General features: G+C 53.9%; 17 protein-coding genes. 6 read left to right on the top strand and 11 right to left on the bottom strand.

Annotated features, from left to right (window positions below):
• Window positions 1-22 precede the first annotated feature (22 nt).
• The 7 genes from speE to ACWAU4_RS10210 all read right to left on the bottom strand — a co-directional run bounded on the left by speE (window position 23) and on the right by ACWAU4_RS10210 (window position 6,386).
• Window positions 23-898: a polyamine aminopropyltransferase gene (gene speE / locus ACWAU4_RS10240; RefSeq protein ID WP_208125926.1), complete on the bottom strand. Its 876-nt coding sequence runs from the start codon at window positions 896-898 to the stop codon at window positions 23-25.
• Between the two features lie 107 nt (window positions 899-1,005).
• On the bottom strand, window positions 1,006-1,152 hold the full coding sequence (locus ACWAU4_RS10235; RefSeq protein WP_093983023.1) for a hypothetical protein: 147 nt from the start codon (window positions 1,150-1,152) through the stop codon (window positions 1,006-1,008).
• Between the two features lie 478 nt (window positions 1,153-1,630).
• A complete protein-coding gene (locus ACWAU4_RS10230; RefSeq protein WP_025009617.1) occupies window positions 1,631-2,290 on the bottom strand; it encodes a CoA transferase subunit B in 660 nt (219 codons plus the stop codon).
• 15 nt (window positions 2,291-2,305) lie between these two features.
• Window positions 2,306-3,007, bottom strand: a complete 702-nt coding sequence (locus ACWAU4_RS10225) for a CoA transferase subunit A (RefSeq protein ID WP_117200642.1) — start codon at window positions 3,005-3,007, stop codon at window positions 2,306-2,308.
• Between the two features lie 30 nt (window positions 3,008-3,037).
• The gene (locus ACWAU4_RS10220; protein WP_208125924.1) at window positions 3,038-3,808 is read right to left on the bottom strand and encodes a 3-hydroxybutyrate dehydrogenase; all 771 of its coding nucleotides are present in this window, start codon (window positions 3,806-3,808) and stop codon (window positions 3,038-3,040) included.
• Between the two features lie 37 nt (window positions 3,809-3,845).
• Window positions 3,846-5,078 carry an E22 family MetX-like putative esterase gene (locus tag ACWAU4_RS10215; RefSeq protein WP_208125922.1) on the bottom strand — a complete coding sequence of 411 codons (1,233 nt, stop codon included), beginning with the start codon at window positions 5,076-5,078 and terminating at the stop codon, window positions 3,846-3,848.
• Between the two features lie 9 nt (window positions 5,079-5,087).
• Window positions 5,088-6,386: a GntP family permease gene (locus ACWAU4_RS10210; protein WP_025009614.1), complete on the bottom strand. Its 1,299-nt coding sequence runs from the start codon at window positions 6,384-6,386 to the stop codon at window positions 5,088-5,090.
• A gap of 290 nt (window positions 6,387-6,676) precedes the next feature.
• Between ACWAU4_RS10210 and ACWAU4_RS10205 the strand changes: the two genes are divergently transcribed.
• Window positions 6,677-8,956, top strand: a complete 2,280-nt coding sequence (locus ACWAU4_RS10205) for a TonB-dependent receptor (protein ID WP_208125920.1) — start codon at window positions 6,677-6,679, stop codon at window positions 8,954-8,956.
• An 88-nt stretch (window positions 8,957-9,044) separates the two neighbouring features.
• Window positions 9,045-9,689, top strand: a complete 645-nt coding sequence (locus ACWAU4_RS10200) for a response regulator (protein WP_025888960.1) — start codon at window positions 9,045-9,047, stop codon at window positions 9,687-9,689.
• Between the two features lie 43 nt (window positions 9,690-9,732).
• Here the strand turns inward: ACWAU4_RS10200 and ACWAU4_RS10195 are convergent, their stop codons facing one another.
• Window positions 9,733-13,185 carry a PAS domain-containing hybrid sensor histidine kinase/response regulator gene (locus ACWAU4_RS10195; protein ID WP_208125918.1) on the bottom strand — a complete coding sequence of 1,151 codons (3,453 nt, stop codon included), beginning with the start codon at window positions 13,183-13,185 and terminating at the stop codon, window positions 9,733-9,735.
• Window positions 13,186-13,461: 276 nt separating this feature from the next.
• Between ACWAU4_RS10195 and ACWAU4_RS10190 the strand changes: the two genes are divergently transcribed.
• The 4 genes from ACWAU4_RS10190 (at window position 13,462) to ACWAU4_RS10175 (ending at window position 17,074) form a co-directional block, all read left to right on the top strand.
• Window positions 13,462-14,295, top strand: coding sequence for a CvfB family protein (locus tag ACWAU4_RS10190; RefSeq protein WP_044734372.1), 834 nt, complete (start codon window positions 13,462-13,464; stop codon window positions 14,293-14,295).
• Between the two features lie 167 nt (window positions 14,296-14,462).
• On the top strand, window positions 14,463-15,179 hold the full coding sequence (locus ACWAU4_RS10185; RefSeq protein WP_392464492.1) for a YceH family protein: 717 nt from the start codon (window positions 14,463-14,465) through the stop codon (window positions 15,177-15,179).
• 150 nt (window positions 15,180-15,329) lie between these two features.
• Window positions 15,330-16,172: an ABC transporter permease subunit gene (locus ACWAU4_RS10180; RefSeq protein ID WP_208125910.1), complete on the top strand. Its 843-nt coding sequence runs from the start codon at window positions 15,330-15,332 to the stop codon at window positions 16,170-16,172.
• Window positions 16,169-17,074, top strand: coding sequence for an ABC transporter ATP-binding protein (locus ACWAU4_RS10175; RefSeq protein WP_107111096.1), 906 nt, complete (start codon window positions 16,169-16,171; stop codon window positions 17,072-17,074). The genes ACWAU4_RS10180 and ACWAU4_RS10175 overlap by 4 nt, the downstream gene beginning before the upstream one ends.
• Window positions 17,075-17,709: 635 nt before the next feature.
• On the opposite strand, the gene ACWAU4_RS10170 is transcribed toward ACWAU4_RS10175, so the two are convergent.
• The 3 genes from ACWAU4_RS10170 to ACWAU4_RS10160 all read right to left on the bottom strand — a co-directional run bounded on the left by ACWAU4_RS10170 (window position 17,710) and on the right by ACWAU4_RS10160 (window position 19,820).
• The gene (locus ACWAU4_RS10170) at window positions 17,710-17,919 is read right to left on the bottom strand and encodes a cold-shock protein (RefSeq protein WP_025009607.1); all 210 of its coding nucleotides are present in this window, start codon (window positions 17,917-17,919) and stop codon (window positions 17,710-17,712) included.
• Window positions 17,920-18,172: 253 nt separating this feature from the next.
• Window positions 18,173-18,976 carry a 23S rRNA (guanine(745)-N(1))-methyltransferase gene (gene rlmA, locus ACWAU4_RS10165; protein ID WP_028779314.1) on the bottom strand — a complete coding sequence of 268 codons (804 nt, stop codon included), beginning with the start codon at window positions 18,974-18,976 and terminating at the stop codon, window positions 18,173-18,175.
• Window positions 18,977-19,019: 43 nt separating this feature from the next.
• Window positions 19,020-19,820, bottom strand: coding sequence for a hypothetical protein (locus ACWAU4_RS10160; protein ID WP_025009606.1), 801 nt, complete (start codon window positions 19,818-19,820; stop codon window positions 19,020-19,022).
• Window positions 19,821-19,934: the final 114 nt, after the last annotated feature.

Raw genomic sequence — 19,934 nt, 5'->3', positions numbered from 1 at the left:
TAGCCTGTTATCAAAAAATGGGTTATGCGGTAACCGTCATCGCTGACGCGACCGCCTGTTCGACAAACGCCGGCAGCGCAAAGCTTGCCTGATGGATAGCCGGCGTGTAATAACGGGTGGTAATACCGGCCCGTTCAAAACGCTCTTCGAGAGTCGCCAGGCTATGCTGACGCGCCTCAAGATCATCGGTTGCCCAGGCAAAGGCCATGCTGCCACCCACATAGGTAGGCACGGCCGCCATATAGAACCGACACTCTTTCACATAAGAGCTCATGCGTCTGACGGTATTTTGCACTTCATCCAGCTGCATAAAAGGCACGCCGTTCTGAGCGACAAAAATCCCATTTTCATTGAGACAACGCTTACAGCCCTCGTAAAAGTCGGAACTGAACAGTACTTCTCCCGGACCAAGGGGATCTGTGCAGTCAGAGATAATCACATCAAATTTTTGCTGTGATTGCCTAACATAATCCATCCCGTCGCTGATCACCAAGTTGACTCTGGGGTCATCATAGGCACCTTGGGAATGGTTTGGAAAATAGCTTTTACACATTTCCACCACGGCGGCATCAATCTCCACCATGGTAATGGATTCAATCTGTTTATGTTTGACCACTTCCCGCAGCATGCCGCCGTCACCGCCGCCTATGATAAGCATCCGCTTGACGTCGCCGTGGGCCAGAATAGGCACATGGGTCAACATTTCGTGATAGACAAACTCATCTTTCTCAGTGGTCTGGATGGCGCCATTGAGCGCCATGACCCGTCCCATAGCGGCATTTTCAAAAATGCTCAGGTGCCACTGTTCGGTCTTTTGCTCGAACAGCACCTTTTCCACCTCAAAATACTGCCCGTATGCCGGATGCAGTGTCTCGTAGTAAATATTCTTGGCTTGCATTTAACCTAAAACTCTTGGTGTTGAATGTAAGGGTGGACAAATAACCCGTCCTCGGCGATTCAAAAATGAATGCCGAGTGAATGTATCGTCGTAGATGGACGACGGGCTCAGTTGGGACTATTGGCCTGTTCGCGGCCGGAATTGATGCGGATTAACGTGAGATGTTTCAAGCCGGTATTGTCATAGCTGACAATGGTTGAAAACCTGTGTTGTGGCACTTGGCGAACCAGTGCGGCAAATGAATGGCTGTGCATTAGCTAAAACCCTCTTAACCCCGTGTAAATGGTGCTTTTTTCATTTACACGGTTAATGACTCGTGAACCATAATAACCCTGTTACTCACGTTTGCCTGTCAGGACTGAATGTACCTTCAAAACGGCGCAATTAAACCTTGCTGTGCCCCATAATGCAAGCACGAATCACAGTTTATCCAAGGCTTTGAAATATAAACTACAGTTGCTATGTTCACTCATGCCATTTAAGCGAGCTTTTTTCGATTTATATCAATAAATTGAGCTTTGAAAGCCGATTTTATCTGTTCAAGATTTTTTAAATACTCAGGCTCCTTATTTTGATCGCCAGATACCGCTTTGGGTACCTAGTTTGCTTCAATGCAGCCCCCTTGGGGAATTCGAGGGTGAAAACTCACCCTCAAACAAAGGGTTGTTATCGTGAAGCCTGGCGATTCAAGCAAAAAGCGCGGCAGCTAAAAACGCCACCCAATTTAGCGAATTAATCAAAGGTCATTTCCGGCACAGATTCACCGCAATGCAGTCTGCCCGCCGTCTTGGCGCGGATCTCCTCAACAGTCACCCCCGGCGCGCGCTCCAGCAGATGAAAGCCGCCGTCACGGATTTCCAGCAATGCCAAGTCCGTCAGCACCCGCTTGATACAGTTTACCCCGGTCAGCGGCAGCGTACAGCGCTCAAGCAACTTGGGCTCACCCTGTTTGCTGCAGTGCATCATGGTACATATGATGTTGGCCGCGCCGGCCACCAGATCCATGGCGCCGCCCATCCCTTTGACCATCTTGCCCGGGATCATCCAACTGGCAATATTGCCCTGTTGATCCACCTCCATCGCCCCCAACACAGTGAGATCCACATGCCCGCCCCTTATCATGGCAAAGCTCAGGGCCGAGTCGAAAATCGCCGCGCCTTTGACCGCAGTGACTGTCTCCTTACCGGCATTGATCATGTCGGCATCTATCTTTTCCTCCAGCGGAAACGGCCCCATTCCCAACAGACCATTTTCCGAGTGCAGCATCACCTCTATCCCGGGTGGCAGGTAGTTGGCTACCAGAGTGGGAATGCCTATGCCCAGATTGACATAATCACCGTCACGGATCTCTCTGGCGACCCGCATAGCCATCTGTTCGCGACTCAACGCCATAATGCTGTTCTCCTGTTAGCTGGGTCGAAAGGTGCGCTTTTCGATGCGTTTTTCAAACTGTCCCTGCACCAAGCGATCGACAAAAATTCCCGGTGTATGAATTTGTGATGGCAGCAGGCTGCCGGGCTCGACTATCTCTTCTGCCTCTACCACGGTTATCTTGCCCGCCATCGCTGCCAAGGGGTTGAAGTTCATCGCGGTGTGGCGATAGATGCAGTTGCCCTGCCAATCGGCCTTCCAGGCGCGAACCAGCGCAAAGTCGGCGACTATGCCGCGCTCCAACAGATACTCCCGGCCTTCGAAATGTTCACTGGGTTTGCCCTCGGCCACCGGAGTACCGACTCCCGTGGCCGTGTAAAACGCCGGGATCCCGGCGCCGCCGGCGCGGATCCGCTCGGCCAGAGTGCCCTGTGGTACCAACTCCACCTCCAGCTCACCACTCATCATCAATTGCTCAAACAGGGCGTTTTCACCCACGTATGACGCCACCATCTTGCGAATTTGGCGGTTTTGCAGCAACAGCCCAAGACCGAAGTCGTCGACGCCACAGTTGTTGGACACCAGCTCCAGATCACGCACCTCTCTGCGCACCAACTCGGCTATCAAGCCCTCGGGAATGCCACAAAGGCCAAAGCCTCCGGCAATGATCCGCATCTCATGGGTTATCCCCTCCAATGCCTGTTCATGACTGGCAACCCTTTTATCCAACCCGGCCATAGTGATTCTCCTGTGTCAGCCTGTCTTGCCTTATTGCGCGGTCCAGCCACCGTCCAGCACCAGCGTCTGGGCGGTAATATTGCGCGCCGCCGGCGCCATCAAAAACGCCACCGAATGTACGATTTCATCGACGCCGATAAACGCCTTCTTCGGCATGGGGGACAGCATGATGTTGTCGATAACCTCTTGCTCACTCATGCCGTGCTCCCTTGCCTGGGACGCTATCTGCGCCTCCACCAGCGGTGTCTTTACATAAGCCGGGCAAATAGTGTTGACGGTAATGTCCCAGTCGGCGTTTTCCAGCGCCACGACCTTGCTCAGCCCCAGCAAACCGTGTTTGGCGGCCACATAGGCCGACTTGTACCTAGATGCCACCAGTGCATGGATAGAGCCGATATTGATGATGCGGCCAAAGTTGCGCTCCCGCATTCCCGGCAGCAATGTCTTGCAAAGCATCGCCGGGCCGGTGAGCATCACCTGTTGCAGCAGTTGCCACTTCTCGGCCGGAAAGGCATCGAGGCGCGCCACATGCTGCATTCCGGCATTGTTGATGAGCACATCCACTTCAATGTCAGCCAGTTGCTCGGTCAGCGCTTCGATGGCCCGGGGGTCGGCGACATTGAGCCCAAGGCCCAAGCAGTTGCCGCCGGCTTGATTGAGCGTGTTGGCAGCCAGTATCGCCCGCTCAGGGTCGAGATCGCTCAGCAATATCCTGTGGCCAAAGGCCGCCAGCTCAGTGGCAATCGCCAGGCCGATACCGCTGGCCGCGCCGGTGATCAATACGGTTTTAGGGTCTTTCATACAGGCTCCTTAAAATTACGCCCTGCGGCGGCTTGACTCAGTCCGCCAGAAATGCACGGATTTCATCACTCTTGCTCTGAATGGAGAACAAGCCATCGAGATGGCCCCAGGGGCCTTCAATTTCACTTATCTCTACCTCTTTACCCAGTTCCTTCATGGTGGCGGCCATCTGCCTCACCCTCTGGGGCCGCAGCAGCAGATCGCCACTGGCGGGCAGCAACAGGCTCTTGGCCTTTATCTTGGCCAAGGCGGGTTTCAGCTCGCCCCCTTGCCAATCGGCACTGAACATTTGCGAGGCCCGTACCAGATACAGTACATGGTTGGCATCCTGCAATGCCGCCCTGGCCCCGGCGCGCTGTTGCAAGATCTGGCTGATTTGCGGCAGCGTGCGAATATCCGCCAGCGCGCCTTTGTCGGCAACAGTGAAATCCTTGAAGCTGGCCAGATAAGCCTCCGGCGCCATTGCATCCTGGGTGATATTGAGCAGCGCCGCGGTCAGCCCTGCCACCGGGGGCGTCTTGCCGTAGTAGTCGCCGCCGCGCCAGTTGGGATCCAGCCGGATAGGCAGGGTCCATTTCTCCAGCGCCGGTACGCTCCAGGCATCCATGCTGTCGGCGCCGATAACATGAATGAGCCGCTCGACTCTGTCCGGGTAACTCACCGCCCAATCTAGCGCCTGAAATGACCCCATGGAGGCACCCATAACCGCATGCAGTTTTTCAATGCCGAGACTCTCCAGCAGCAAGCGCTGCACCTCGACGAAGTCATGAATGGTCACCACGGGGAAATCCAATCCCCAGGGTTTGCCGGTTTCAGGGTTGATGCTGGCAGGCCCTGTGGTGATGGTATGACCGTCGTGCACATTGGCGTTGACCAGAGTGTCGGCGCTGACAACAAAGAAGCGATTGGTATCTATCGCCTTGCCCGGCCCTATGATGGCGTCCCAATAGCCACTCTGGGGATCAGACTCGGCGTACTTGCCGGCGGCGTGGGAATTACCGGAAAAGAAATGAGTGATCAGTATGACATTGTCCTTGGCCGCATTGAGACTGCCGTAGCTTTCCCAGCCGACGGTCACACTGGGCAACACTTTGCCCGATACTGTGCGAAACTCAGTGGTGGTAAACGACTTTTTCTCCACCAGCATAGGCTGGGCGGCCGCTTTCAAGGACGAAGCCGCCGTGGCAGAAACGGACTCGGCCGAAGCCGGAGCACTGGCTTGGGCAACCCCAAGCAGCGCCGCAAACATGCAGGATACAAATAACTTCATATTCACCTCTTAAAACCAAATAAACAGAGCCAGTGCCAGCGCGACACCGATAAGGGGCAGCAGGGTCGTCAGCGCCGCCATCGCCCAATAGGCGCGCTTGTGGGTTTCCTTACAGATGGCGCGAATGGTGGTAACCACATAACCGTTATGGGGCAAGGTATCCAAAGCACCGGAAGAAATGGCCACCACTCGATGCAACTGATCCGGGTTCACCCCCATATCCAGATAATGGGGCGCCACCAAAGGCAAGGCTATCGCCTGGCCGCCGCTGGCAGAGCCGGTAAGGCCGGCAATCACGCTCACCGCCACCGCAGCCCCCAACAGCTCATTGCCCGGCATATTGGTCATCACCTCAACCGCAGTGGCAAAGGCAGCCGATGATTTGGCCACGGCGCCAAAGCCGACCACGGCGCTGGTATTGCCTATGGCCACCAAAGCGCCTGTGGTGCCGTCATTGACCGCCCGTCCCAGATGATGAAAATGGCGGAAGTTGATTAACATCAGCGTCAGCACCCCACCGAGCAAGGCAACTATCAGGGCATTTTGTGCCAGGGTATCGTGCAGCCAAAAGGAGATAACCAGCACCACAATAAGAGGGATCACCCCTGTGATGGGATGGGGCAGATCCCGCTCCGGCACTTCAGGATCATCACTGCGCGCCTCGAAACGCTCGCCTCTGGCGATGGCTCGGTTAATCATCCACTTGAGCCAGAAATAACCGCTGACCGCCATAAACAGGGCCACCACCAGGCTCACTTCCCAGGCGGCCCAGGGAGAGGTATTGAGGTATTTGATCGGGATCCAGTTCTGGATCTCAGGCGAACCGGCCGAGGTCATGGTAAAAGTCACCGAGCCCAGTGCCAACGCTGCCGGAATAAAACGCCGCGGCAGATTGGCATCCTTGAACAGCCCCAGCGCCATGGGATAGACGGAAAATGCCACAATAAATACGCTGACGCCGCCATAGGTCAACACGGCACAGGCGGCTACCACTGCCAGCACCGCATAGCGGATCCCGAGTTTCCCCACAATAAAATGCGCCACCGCATCGGCCGCGCCGGTATCTTCCATAAACTTGCCAAACAAAGAGCCCAGCAAAAACATAAAGAACCAGGACGCCAGAAAGCCGGAAAAACCGCCCATATAGGCACTGACAAAGTCAGCCCCCGAGGCATCGAATAACGGAATATGGTTGCTCAGCGCCACCAAGGCCGCGCACAGTGGCGCGGCGACAAACAGGTTGACACCTCTGAGTGTCAAAATGATCAGCAGCAGTAAGCCACCGAAGAGTCCCAGCATACTCAACATAAGCCCATCTCTTGTTGTTGGCCGCCCTGTTCCGGCGCCGCAAATTTGCAGCGATTGATCAGGCGCCATTGTTAATTTTTTGCAAACATTTTTTTTGCAACCAAGAGAGTGACAAGCAAAAGCCGGATTGAACATAACACCATAGTGCTATACACAAAATAACCAATAAATTTCAAATCATTAAATAACACTGTACTAAGGTGCTAATTCCCTTCTGCTTCCTTTGCTCTAGAGTAAACGCCGAAGTATTAACAAAAACAAAACAAACAAAACAGCAAAAGGACTTAATCATGAGTCAATCCAAGATCCCCTACTCTCTGCTGGCACTGGCCATAGCCTCGGCACTGACGCCGATAGCGGCTCAGGCAGAAGAAACCAACAATAAGGGCGAGCTGGAACGTATTGAAGTCACCGCCAGACGCACAGTGGAAAACCTGCAGGAAGTACCGGTCGCCGTCACCTCAGTCAGTGAGGCCGAGCTTAATGAACGCGGTATTACCGTGGTGACCGAAGTGCAGCAGTTCTCCCCCAATACCACGCTGCAGGCGAGTCGGGGAACCAACTCCACCATGACCGCCTTTATTCGCGGCGTGGGCCAGCAGGACCCGCTCTGGGGTTATGAGCCCGGCGTCGGTATCTATGTGGATGATATCTATATCGCCCGCCCACAGGGGGCGGTACTGGATCTGCTGGACGTGCAGCAGATAGAGATACTGCGCGGCCCTCAGGGCACGCTTTACGGCAAGAACACCATAGGCGGTGCGGTCAAGTATGTAACCAAGGTGATGTCCGGCGATCCCCAGTTGAATATTCAGGGCTCCTACGGCAGCTTTAATCAGAAAGATCTCAAGATCACCGGCCAGTATCCGCTGATAGACGAACAGCTGTATCTGGGCTTTGGCTATGCCAACCTCAACCGCGATGGTTTCGGTGAGTTTTTGACCTCGGCCGAGCCGAACCAGGACAAAGAGAACTACAACAAAGATCTCAGTGCCATGCGGCTCACCCTGGAGTATCACCCGACAGACTCACTGTTTTTCCGCCTCGCCTGGGATAAAACAGACGATAAGTCCAACGCCAAGGGGGGCTATCGCCTGCTGCCGAGTCTGCTGACTGATGCCCCGGTACCGGACAGCAAGTTCGACTCCTACACCAGTCTGCCCACCTGGAACGAGGTGGACCTCGAAGGTTGGAGCTTCACCGGCAGCTGGGACATAAACCACTCAACGCAGCTGAAATATATTGCGGCCAGAAGAGAGAGTTACTCACCCACCAACATAGATTTCGACAACACCTCACTGCAAATTTTCGACGTACCGGCCATCTATGACGACGAGCAAACCACCCATGAGCTGCAGCTGCATCACAGCGGCGACAACTACAAGCTGGTGTCCGGTCTTTACTACTATGATGCCGAGTCCTGCGGCCAGTTTCAGGCGATTCTCGAAGAGCTTGGAAAGGCGCTCAACGCCCCTGGGCTGACCCGTGAAGTGAGCGGCTGCTCTAACTCCACCAGCAAGGCGGCCTATATTCAGGGCAGCGTAGACTTGAGTGACAGCTGGTCCATGACCCTGGGGCTGAGATACACCCAGGATGAAAAGCAGGCCTATGTCCGCAACGGCCTGATATTCGATACCGTCTATCCCGAATCCGGATGGGTACCTGGCTATGTCCGCCCCGAAGGCGACTTGGTGCCCTTGGTATTGGACGACAGTGAAGACTGGTCCAAGCTGACCCCAAGAGTCGGGGTGGAATACCAGTACTCGGATGACATCATGTTCTTTGCCAGTTACGCCCAGGGATTCAAGTCCGGCACCTTTAACCCCAGGGCCGAAAGCGCCGAACCGGCGGCAGATCCAGAAACCGTTGACAGCTTCGAGCTGGGGATGAAGAGCGAATGGGGCCGCAACTTAAGGGCCAACCTAACCCTGTTCAGCCTGGATCATAAGGACAGGCAGTATATCTCTGTTTTGCCGGGCGACACGGCTGCCGATCTCAATCAGCGCCTGGGCAACATAGGCTCTTCGGAGGCCCGTGGCGCAGAGCTTGAGATGACCTGGGTGGCCACAGATGCGCTGAACTTTGACCTGGCGGTGGGCTATATCGATGCGGAATTCAGTGAAGTGTTCGATACCGACCCTGTCACAGGTGAAACCTTCGACAAGTCGGACAGGTTTACCATAGCCAATACCCCGGATCTCACCTTTAACCTGGGTTTCACCTATCGTCTCTACGCCGATATCGGTGAGTTTGTCTTTAACGGCAACTATTACTATCGCGGTGATTATGTGCTGTTTGAGGAAGACAGCCTGCTAACCCAGGACGCCTACGGCCTGCTGAATCTGGGGATCACCTGGTATAGCAATGACGGCAGCTGGTATGCCGGCCTCTATGGCAAAAACCTCACCGATGAAGAGTACCTTATCGGCGGCTATCAGTTTGTCACCCCGGATCCGAGCGATCCGACAGATGTCAGCAAGTACACCCCAGGACTCGGTGGCGACAACACCCTGATTGGTTATTACGGCGATCCACGCACAGTGACCCTGACGGTAGGCTACCGCTTTTAATCCGTGCCCCGAACAAGGCTTACCCTAGGGTAAGCCTTGTTTTTATTGATACTTTCCCGTATAAAACTTGAAACCCGGAGCCCTTAGGATGAGTCTGGTGAAAGCCATAATTGCCGATGATCACCCGCTGTTTCGCAGCGCCCTCAAGCAAGCCGCCGCCTGCGTATTGGATGAAGCACAGATACGCGAATGCGCCGATCTCGAGGGGTTGTTTGAGCTGCTCGGGCGACACAGTGAAACTGAGCTGGTGTTTCTCGACCTCGGCATTCCAGGAGCCAATGGTTTGCAAGGACTGTCGCAACTGCGCAATCAATACCCGGATGTGTTGATCATCATGGTGTCGGCCACCGAAGCACCGGCGATTATGCAGCAAGCCATCGCCCTGGGCGCTTCGGCCTATGTACCCAAGTCCTCGCCGCTGGAGCGGATATCCGAAGCCATCGCCGAGGTGCTCAATGGCGAAACCTGGCTACCGGCGGATTTGGCGCTGGAAACTCTGGACGCCGATGACGAGCAGACGGACTTTGCCAGAAATCTGGAAAAGCTGACGCCGCAACAATACAAGGTGCTGGCGATGATTGCCGATGGCCTGCTCAATAAGCAGATAGCCTATGAAATGCAGGTGCAGGAAACCACGGTCAAGCAGCATGTATCCGCCATTCTGCGCAAGCTCGGCCTCAACAACCGTACCCAGGCCGGCATCCGCTATAACCAGCTCAGCCGCCCAGAATAACGGTTTCCCCTTCCCCACAAAGCGCTTTATTTAAAAGCGCGCCTCAATTGAGCAAACGCTTGATACTGCGCCTGAGCGCCGGCAGCTTCAACGGCTTGTAAAGCAAGGGGAAACCGGCATCACTAACCTGCTCGCGAATGGCTTCGGCCTGATTGGCAGTATTGATAATCACAGGTAATTCGGACAAACCCTGGGAGGCCAACAGCTCAACCCCGGTGAGACCGGCATCCAACTGATAATCGACTATCAAGAGTTGCGGCAAGGGCAAACGCGCTTGCAGTTCAGCCAACTGCTCGGCGCCGGTGGCCTTTTCTATCTCGCAGCCCCAACTGCCCATGACCTGCCCCAGGGCTTCGAGCACGGTTTGATCATTATCCACCAGCCAAACCCGCAACCCGGCAAAATCGGACTCACTCTCCAAAGTCTTGGGTTTGACCGCGGCCACAGCCCCCGGCAGCGACTTGCATTGCAGCAACAAGGTAAACTGAGTACCGGTTCCTAACTGGGAACCCAGCAGCAAGGGGATGTCCAACAGATCGCAGATACGCTTGGTAATCGCCAGCCCAAGCCCCAGCCCTTCGGCGCTACCGCGGCTGCCGAGCTGCTTGAACTCTTCAAATATGGTCAGTTGATCTTCCTTGGCGATACCAATGCCCGTGTCTTCCACTATCAATGACAAGAGTCCGTTTTCAAGATAGGTCTTCAGCCGCACTTCGCCCTGCTCGGTATAACGAATGGCGTTGCTGAGCAGATTACGCAGCACACGTTTGAGCAGCGCCTTGTCGGTATTGAGCAGCACTTCCTGACTCTCGAGATGAAAGCCAATGCCTTTTTGCGCCGCAAGCGCCTGATACTCGTGCCTGAGGGGATCTATGATTTGCCGCAATGGAAATTCACTGACATTCACCTTGAAGGCTCCGGCGTTGAGCTTGGTCAGTTCCAGAATACTGCTGAGCAGCTCTTCGGCGCTGCCAAGGGAGCTGCGGATATTATCGGCCAGGGTTTCCAGCTCACTGCCCCTGGCTTTATCACTCATCAAGGAGCAGAACAGGCTGGCGGCATTGAAGGGTTGCAACAGATCGTGACTGGCGGCGGCAAAAAAGCGGGTCTTGCTCTCGGTTGCCTGCTCGGCCACCCGTTTGGCATTGGACAGTTCACGGTTGGCCTGGGTCAACGCCCGGGTGCGCTGGTTGACCTTTTCTTCCAGCGAGGCATTGACGTGTTCCAGCTGGCGCTGCTGGCTGACAAAGTCGGTCACGTCCGTATAGGTGGTCACAAAGCCGCCACCGGGTAAGGGGTTACCCTGCATCTCATACACCCGGCCATTGCTGTGGGTGCGCTGATACTTATAGGCACTGCCCTGACGCAGATAGTCGAGACGCTTGGCAATTTCCTGCTCGGGATCCTCGCCACGAAACATACCTCTGTGGGCGTTGAGGCGAATGATCTCTTCCACCGGCCGACCTATATAGAGCGCCTCATCCGGGTAGAGAAACATATCCTTGTAGCCCTGATTCCAGGCCACCAGCCTCAGCTGGGAGTCCACCACACTGATCCCCTGTTGGATATTTTCTATGGTCGATTGCAGCAAGTCGCGATTAAAGCGCAGCACTTCGCGGGCCTCATCGACAAATTCGGCCACCTGCTCCAGCCCCTGATGTTTCTCATCTTTGGCGGCATCGATAATCAGCCTCGCCGAAGCGCCGCCGACCATGGCGGCGAGCTCTCTCTCGACCAGCTGTTCGGTTCGCACCGGCGCATCCACTTTCCAGTGATTGGGATCCAGCGGGAACTCGCTGGCAACCAACTGACTGGCCGAGTCGGCTTCGCCGAAGCGTTTCAGCAAGGCCGCCAGATCATGAAAACTCAAACTGGCCTTGGGCACACCTTCCCGTCTGTCATCCCGGCTGATAACAAACTTGCTGCTCTGCAGCCGCTCAGCGAGCCCCGCCGGGCGCAGCACTGGCAGCAAGATATACACTAATAAATTGAGCCCAAGCGACAGCAGCATGGACTGGGTAATATCATCCAGCCCCAGCCCAAGTAGATCCCGCGGCGCCAAAGCCTGAACTCCGAATGGGCCATTGTCGAGCCAGGGCTGGTAACCAACCGCGCCTATCACCAGGTTCGGCAGCAGCAAGGTATAAAACCACACCAGCGAGCCTGAGGCGATCCCCAGCTGCGCCCCGAGACAAGAGGCCTGACGCCACCACAAACCTATGATCAGCGCAGGTGCAAACTGCGCCACCAGGGAAAAAGACATCAAGCCCACCATGGCAAGGGAGTTGGTATCGGCCAGTATTCTGTGGGTAAAGTAACTCAGTAGCAACAGCGCGAAGATCACCGCCCTTCTGGCCTGCAGCAAGGCGTTTTGGCTGAGGCCGCGACTGCCGGAGGCCAGTGATGAACGCCGCAGAATAAACTGGTTGATAAAGTCGTTAGTGATCATGATTGACAGCACTATCGCCGAGACAATCACCATGCTGGTGGCCGCCGAAAACCCGCCGAGAAACACCATCAGGGAAACGGCGTGATTCTCTACCGCCATCGGCAAGGCCAGTACGAAGGAGTCCGGCGCCACCTGCTCCTTACCGAACCATAACAGGCCGGCTACCGCGATAGGCAAAATAAACAGATTGATAAGAATGAGATACAGCGGAAACAGCCAGCGCGCCGTACTGAGATGGCCCTCGCCGCCCGTTTCAATAAACTGCATATGAAACTGACGCGGCAAACAGAACATGGCCAACACCCCAAGCAGGGTATGGGTGGCATAGATGTAGCCGGAGTCGACCTCAAAGCTCAAGCGCCCTTCGGCCTTGGCGCTCTGAGCCTGTTGCCAGAGTGCCAGCGGGCTGTCGAACAAACCGAAACAGACAAACAGCCCAACCGAAATAAAGGCAGCCAGCTTCACCAGCGATTCAAACGCCATACTGGCCACCAGCCCCGGGTTGTGCTCGCTGGGTCTTGGACGCCGGGCACCAAACAGTACGGCAAACAGCGCCAGCAGCAACATGATATAAAAGGTACTGTCTTGCCAGAATCCGCCTGAGGAAACCTCTTCGCCCGTGAGCATGGCGATACTTTCTGAGGTGGCCGACAGCTGCAACGAAATATAGGGCACTATGGCAATCACGGAAATAAAAGACACCAACCCGGAGAGGCTGGAAGACTGGCCATAGCGGCTGGCGATAAAGTCGGCCAGGGATGTGAGTTTTTCATCGCGGCAGATTTGTGCCACCCGGCAGTAAAGCCGCCAGCCAAATAGAAACAGGATCAAGGTACCGGCATAGGTGGGCGCCAGCCACCAACCATGATTGGCAGCCTGAGCCGTGGTACCGAAAAAAGCCCAGGAGGTGCAGTAGACGCCGAGTGTCAGGCTGTAAAACAGCGCCCGAAAGCGTTTGGGTTTATATTTATCCGCCCACCAGGCGATGATAAACAACAGCGCGAGATACAAGAGTGCCAGCAGGCTGACGGACCAGATAGAGAACATAGGCAAAGGTTTTTATTTTCAGCTTAACCAGTTCTGCTGCAAAAAGCAGCGCTAACTTTAGTCTTATTCAAACTTAGGGAAGTCTGACTTCGACAGGCCCCGGCATGCCTTCAGTCAGATGCCTTGAACGCCAATTGCTGTGCAAGCCACGCCCTACAAAAGAGAAGGCCACGAGGACTTATTCGTACCTTCCCTAACAAAAGTCACGGGCATAGGTGGGCGCAATCCGTTATAATCCGCCGCAGCTGAAACAAAGTTAATCAGGTTCAAAAACAGATGGCAGAAATAGGTCAAAGTTGCACCCTGGAAGTGGTCAAACAGGTTGATTTCGGGGTTTACCTCAACGCTCATGAGTTGGGACAGGTGTTATTACCCAATAAAGTGGTGCCCAAGGGTTGTCAGGTTGGCGACAAGTTGGAGGTGTTCCTCTATCTGGACTCCAACGACCTGCCTATCGCAACCACTAAAAAGCCCTTGGCTCAGGTGGGTGAGTTTGCTTATCTCAAGGTGGTTTCCATTGGTCGGGTCGGTGCCTTCCTCAATTGGGGACTGGAAAAAGATCTGCTGCTGCCCTTCGGTGAGCAGCACAAGCAGGCCGAAGAGGGCCGCAGTTACCTGGTCTATGTTCACCGTAACCGCGCCGACGAGCGGATTGTCGCTTCGTCCAAAATCGATAAGTTTGTCGATAAGAGCCCGGCTTGGTACAAGAATGGTCAACAGGTTGACCTTATCATTGCAGGTACTACAGATCTCGGCTACAAGGCGATAGTCAACAATAAGCATTGGGGCGTCATCTATCAAAATGAGGTGTTCCGTAAGCTGAAGTTTGGCCAAAAGCTCAAGGGTTATATCAAGCAGGTGCGTCACGATAACAAACTGGATCTGACCCTGCAAAAGGCTGACCGTCAGGAGTTGGATCAGCAATCACAGCGGATCATGAAGAAGCTGGCCCAGGCCGGCGGTTTCCTGCCCTACAGCGACAAGACCTCGCCCGAAGTGATCTACGCCGAGCTCGGCATGAGCAAGAAGGCCTTCAAAAAAGCCATCGGCGGCCTGTTCAAGGCCGGAAAACTGCGCATCGAAGATGACGGTATCCACGCCAATAATTGAACAAAGAACTGGCAAAGAATTGAGCTAAAATAACGCGCCTGCCCTATTCAGGACAGGCGCAGCCGAGGAAAACCGCGACATCGGCTCAAGGCTCTGATATAACTCAAAAACACTGAGTAAAATGTCGGTCAGTTGGCCGATATCTGCCTTGAATGGAACTGTCAATTATGTTGCAACTCAATGCCATCGAAGCCAGAGTGATTGGCTGCCTGCTGGAAAAAGAAGTCACCACTCCGGATCTTTATCCCCTGTCTCTCAATTCACTGACCCAAGCCTGCAATCAAAAGACCAGCCGCGATCCCGTGATGGAACTGAGCGAGTCTGAAGTGCAGCAAGCCTTGGACAGCCTGAGTAAAAAACGTCTGCTGAGTGAGCAATCCGGCTTTGGCAGCCGGGTCATAAAATACCGCCACAGATTCTGTAACACTGAATTTGGCGAGCTGCAGTTTTCCCCGGCGGAGCTGGCGATAGTGTGTTTGTTGCTGCTGCGCGGCGCCCAAACCGCAGGTGAACTCAGAAGCCGGGCTCAGCGGCTGTTTGAATTTGACGGCCTGCCACAAGTGGAACAAACCCTATTGGCGCTGAAAGACAAAGGCTTTATCCGCCAACTGGCCAGGGAGCCTGGAAAACGTGAGATACGCTTTGCCGAGAACTTCACCGAGAATGATGGTGTATCTGAAGGTTCCGGCGGCGCAGATACCACTCAGATTGCCAATCAAGCTGCAGCTCACCATGAAGGTGAGCGCGAAGGTGAGTGCGAAGGTGAGCCAGAAACGGCGAGCCAGAGCCGGATAGCCTTGCTTGAACAAGAACTGGCGACAATGAAGCAAGAGCTGGCTTTACTAAAACAGGAATTGGCCGAGCTTAAGGCGCAACTGGCATAATTGACCGTAAAAACGACAGCTACCGCTTGAAATAGCGGCCAGGCGTTGGCCTGCCTGGCCTCATGGTGTTAGGCTGGCGTCTTATCGGCAACCCAGTGCTTGCTCCGGTCGCTGCAAGGACTCCATATTTGGAGCAAAACAAGGAACCACATGACAACTGCAACTCACAGCACTCATCCCGGAGGGCTGAAAAACGCCCTGCAACTCGCGGGATTTGAACTCTATAAACTCATTTTCCACCGCCGTGGCACCCTGGCGATGATAGCTTTCGCCTTGGTGTGGCTGCTGATCCTCGCCTATCTGGTCCGAGGTGCCGCCAGCTTTCTGTTGAACCCGGACTTCAAGCATTTTGTTACCGGCGCCTTCGGTGAAGGCACTCTGGATCAACTGTTTGCCTGGCCGGTTGCCGAGCAAGCCGTCTATTGGGTCATCAGTCTCTACCTGTTCCCCATGTTCAGCATTCTTATCTGCGGCGATCAGTTCGCCTCGGACAAAAACCGCGGCACACTGCGCTTCCTCAGCCTGCGTTCGGGCCGCGATGCCCTCTTCTTCGGCCGCTTCCTCGGCATGATGTTGATCCAATTGCTGTTGGTTGTCATCACAGTCATAGCAACCGTATTTTTGGCCATGAGCCGGGATATGGCGTTGGTGCTACCCGCGCTGACTTCCGGCTTGATGATGACACTCAATCTGGTATTGATCCTGCTGCCCTACACCGCCCTGATGGCGCTGTTCTCACTCTGGGCAAGCTCGGCCAGATTGGCCAGCGTTTTTGCGGTGCTTTTCTTTGCCGCCATGATGATAGTAATGGCGGTTATCAATGCTCAGCTGCCCATGCTCTCTTTCATCGGTTATCTGGTGCCCGGAGCACAGATAGATGCCATGCTCAATGCCCAGCCGCTAACGGCACTGTCAAGTGCTTGGTTGCCGCTGCTGCAAACCATTGGATTATTGGCGATAGGCCGCACCATGATGCAGCGAGGTGATCTATGAGTCTGATTAACTGTAAAGGCCTGAGCAAACTCTACGGCGGCAAGCGGGCATTGGATTGCGTCGACTTGCAACTGGAGCCCGGTAGTCCCATCGCCCTGGTCGGCCCCAACGGTGCCGGCAAGACCACCTTAATGAGCCTGCTGCTGGGTTATATACGTCCAAGTAGTGGTGAAATCACTGTGATGGGACAGCGCCCGGGCAGCACCGGACTTTTGGGACAGATCTCGGCCCTGCCCCAGGACGCTGCCCTGGATCCCGGCTTCAGCCTGCTGACTCAATTCAGCCTGTTTGCCCGCATGCAAGGTATGGGCGCCGAAGCCGCCAAGGCAGAATCCATGCGGGTGCTGGCGCTGGTAGGCCTTGAGGACGTCGCCAATCAAAAACCCAACTCTCTGAGTCATGGTATGGGGAAACGCGCCGCGATAGCTCAGGCGCTGATAGGCAACCCCAAGCTGGTGTTGCTGGATGAACCCACGGCCGGACTGGATCCCGCCAACGCCCGCAAAATTCGCGAGTTGGTAGAATCCCTGAGCGCAGACACCACCTTTATTATCAGCTCCCACAATCTGGATGAACTGGAAAAACTCTGTGATAGAGTGCTATATCTGGACAAAGGTAAACTGAGCCAGTCGGTCACCATGCAGCAGAGCAGCGCCGAAGCCTATCTGACGCTGCAGATGCAACACTGTGATCAGGAAAAACTGCTGGAGGCACTCTACGCCCTTGAAGGTGTTTACGAGGTCTCGGCCAAGGGCAAACAAAACTACCTTATCCGTTACCAACCGGAGAAGGACACCTTGGATATCGAACTGCTGCAGCTACTCAAGCAAAATGGCTGGCAATATCGCAGCCTGATGCGAGGCCGCACACTGGAAGATACCCTGTTCGACGGCGCAGCCTGAATCTCAGCCACTCGTCTATACCTGTCGAGCCCTGACACGAAAAAACCTAGCCTTGGCATAGGTTTTTTCTTTCGTCTACAGCAGGTTAGTGTCACGCTTTTACTTTTTTAATCGAACCACCCAGGGTATTTTCACCTAGCCCCGCTATTTACACTCATTCATATCAGTTTGCATCAGAATCAGTTTACAGCAACTTAATCACATCCCTTTCTACATTACGCCTGCCATTTTCACCAACAAAGTCTTGGGAAAGGCGCAAGTGCGTTCTTTTTCGTAAGGAGTGGCTTGGGCCTGACCGAAGTCATACCAGGGGGCCTGCCAAAATCGGATAAATCAGAGACTCAATTGCGGTTATCGGGATAAATGAAGGTATATTTTTTAAAACAGAGTAATAGCTTGAAATAAGTTAATCTTAATTTGAGAGATCACTACAAATTAGAACAAAAGCTCTAGCCAGAGACCACTTGTTGAAGAGATAAAAGACTGAAGAGATAGAAATTGAGCGGGCTTAACTATGAAGACATAAAAAGCCAATACATAAAAATCAAGGCATAAAAAAACCGCGCTTCCTTACACCTGAGAGTGTAGGTTCACGCGGTTTATTACTGTATCGCTCGGGTTACCCCGAAAAGCGATTAGCCGATAACAGAAACGTTTTCAGCTTGAGGACCTTTCTGGCCCTGAGTAACAGTGAAGGATACTTTCTGACCTTCGTCCAGAGTCTTGAAGCCGTCAGAGTTGATGGCGCGGAAGTGTACAAACACGTCTGGACCAGACTCTTGCTCGATGAAACCGAAACCTTTGTCAGAGTTGAACCACTTAACTACACCAGTTACTTGTGACATGATATAAATCCTGTAAATAAAACTATCTTTTAAGCCTTAACGGCGGTGGAGCTGAAAATGCCGGTATTACTTATGTTTACAGGACGAACTGGTCGTATTGAAGACATAAAAATAAGCCCAACTTTCAAGCTAAGTAGACTATAAATCATTCTGGAGATAAGTCAACAAACTTAATTGAGCCCTTGAGGTTTTTTTTACTTAAATTTCGAGTATTTGCCGTAACAAGTTGAAACCTATCTTATAGTTCTACGTCTTATGTATTACGCCGGTAAACCTGAATGTAAAAATCCAGCTCACAACCCAATCCCTCAGCCTGCAGCTGCTGTTTTTGTTCGGCGCTGAGCTTCCAGGCATAGGGAGTCATCTCCAAAAAGTCATTGCAAACCTGCCCGGCCGGTAAAACCAGCGGCCACTGCAATCGCTCATCATGCAGCAGACCAAAACCCGGTAGCTCTGACTTGGTCGGCTCATGCTCTCTTGGCTCACTGTAGATGATCTCTTTTAACTGAAAGTGATGTCTGGGGCCTGGGGATACACAGATAAAAATGCCGCCTGGCCTACACACCCGCGCCAACTCCTTATCTTTTGATGGCGCATAGATACGCAACATGAGCTCAAAAGCAGCATCGGCAAAAGGCATGTCGTAGGCGCTGGCCACACAAAAGCGCATCTGGGGATGTGCCTTGGCGGCGTAGCGAATCGCGGTTCTGGAAATATCCAATCCATAGAGTTCGCCACCAACAGCTTGTTGCAAACGCTCGCTGTAGTAGCCTTCACCGCAGCCCAGATCCAAAATCTCGGGTTGTCCCTTGCCATACTCCAGCGCCAGCTCGTTGACCCTGTCGCTGAGAGCCTGATAATAGCCGGCGTTCAAAAAAGCACGCCTGGCCTGCATCATCTGCTTGTTGTCACCGGGATCGCGGGAGTTTTTCTTCTGCACCGGCAACAGGTTGACATAGCCTTCCTTTGCCTGATCAAAACTGTGGTTTTGGCCACAACGCCATTGTTTTCCGTCCTGCACCAACTCGCTGCGGCACAGGGGACAAATATAAGTCATGCATTACTTCCATCAGAATCGGGCTTTGCAGCCCAAGGTGGTTTTACTCTTCGTCGGTCAACTGCCTGACCATGGCATTGAGCTCCGGCGATGACAAGAGTTCATAGCACTCAAGCGCGCGCCTGAGCTTTTCTTCGGTGCCATCATGGTTGGCACTCTGGCGGTAATTGGGACGCTCAAGCGACTGATTATAACATCGCAGCAGCCATTGACGTTTCTGGGATAGACCTGTGAGCAGATGCCAGACTTCGTTGAGCAGGCCTTCGGGCAATTTAGCCCCATGCGCCTGCTGGTATCGTTCCAGCCTGATTCGAGCCTGAGTCACTTCACTGAGTTGCACCGCCAACTTTTCACTACTGGCTTGATAATCCTGAGCTTCGGCCAACGCTGTCTTGGCCAGAATGATCTCTCTTGGCTCCTGTGACAAACGCAAATCCTGCTCCAGAGGCAGCAGCTCGAATCTGCCGGTTTGTAACGAGCAGAGAAATGTCTGCCCCGGCCATAAATCGAGACACACTCCCTGCCTCAGGGCAGCGATGCAACTTGAAGTACTGGTTCCAACTTCAGAGTAGAGTCTAAAGCCCTGACCTGCCGTGCGCGACACTCCATCCTTCCTGACGGATTCCAAGGGTAGCAACTGCTGAGTCAGAAAAGGTTGCAGCCTCAAAATAAACTGCCCCTGCGAAGCCTTGTCTTCTCCTTCAAGCATTACCCACTCAAGCAGCGGCGAGCGCAAGGCCTCCGACAACACAAAATCACTGACACTGTCTGGCAGGCTGAGGCACAACCTGGTCGGCATTGAAAGATTGACTATGGTGGGTGAACTGAAAAACTGACTGTACATCTGCATCCCTTCGGGTAATCCGAACCTCGTTGTCCCTGCCGGCAGGCCGCTTATTGTAACCAGAGGCCATCGATTCACCAAGGGCGGTTTTTAACCGAAATACCAGCGATAATG

This window comes from Shewanella sp. FeAMO (assembly GCF_053653955.1).
This window is presented reverse-complemented; position numbering and strand designations above follow the sequence as displayed.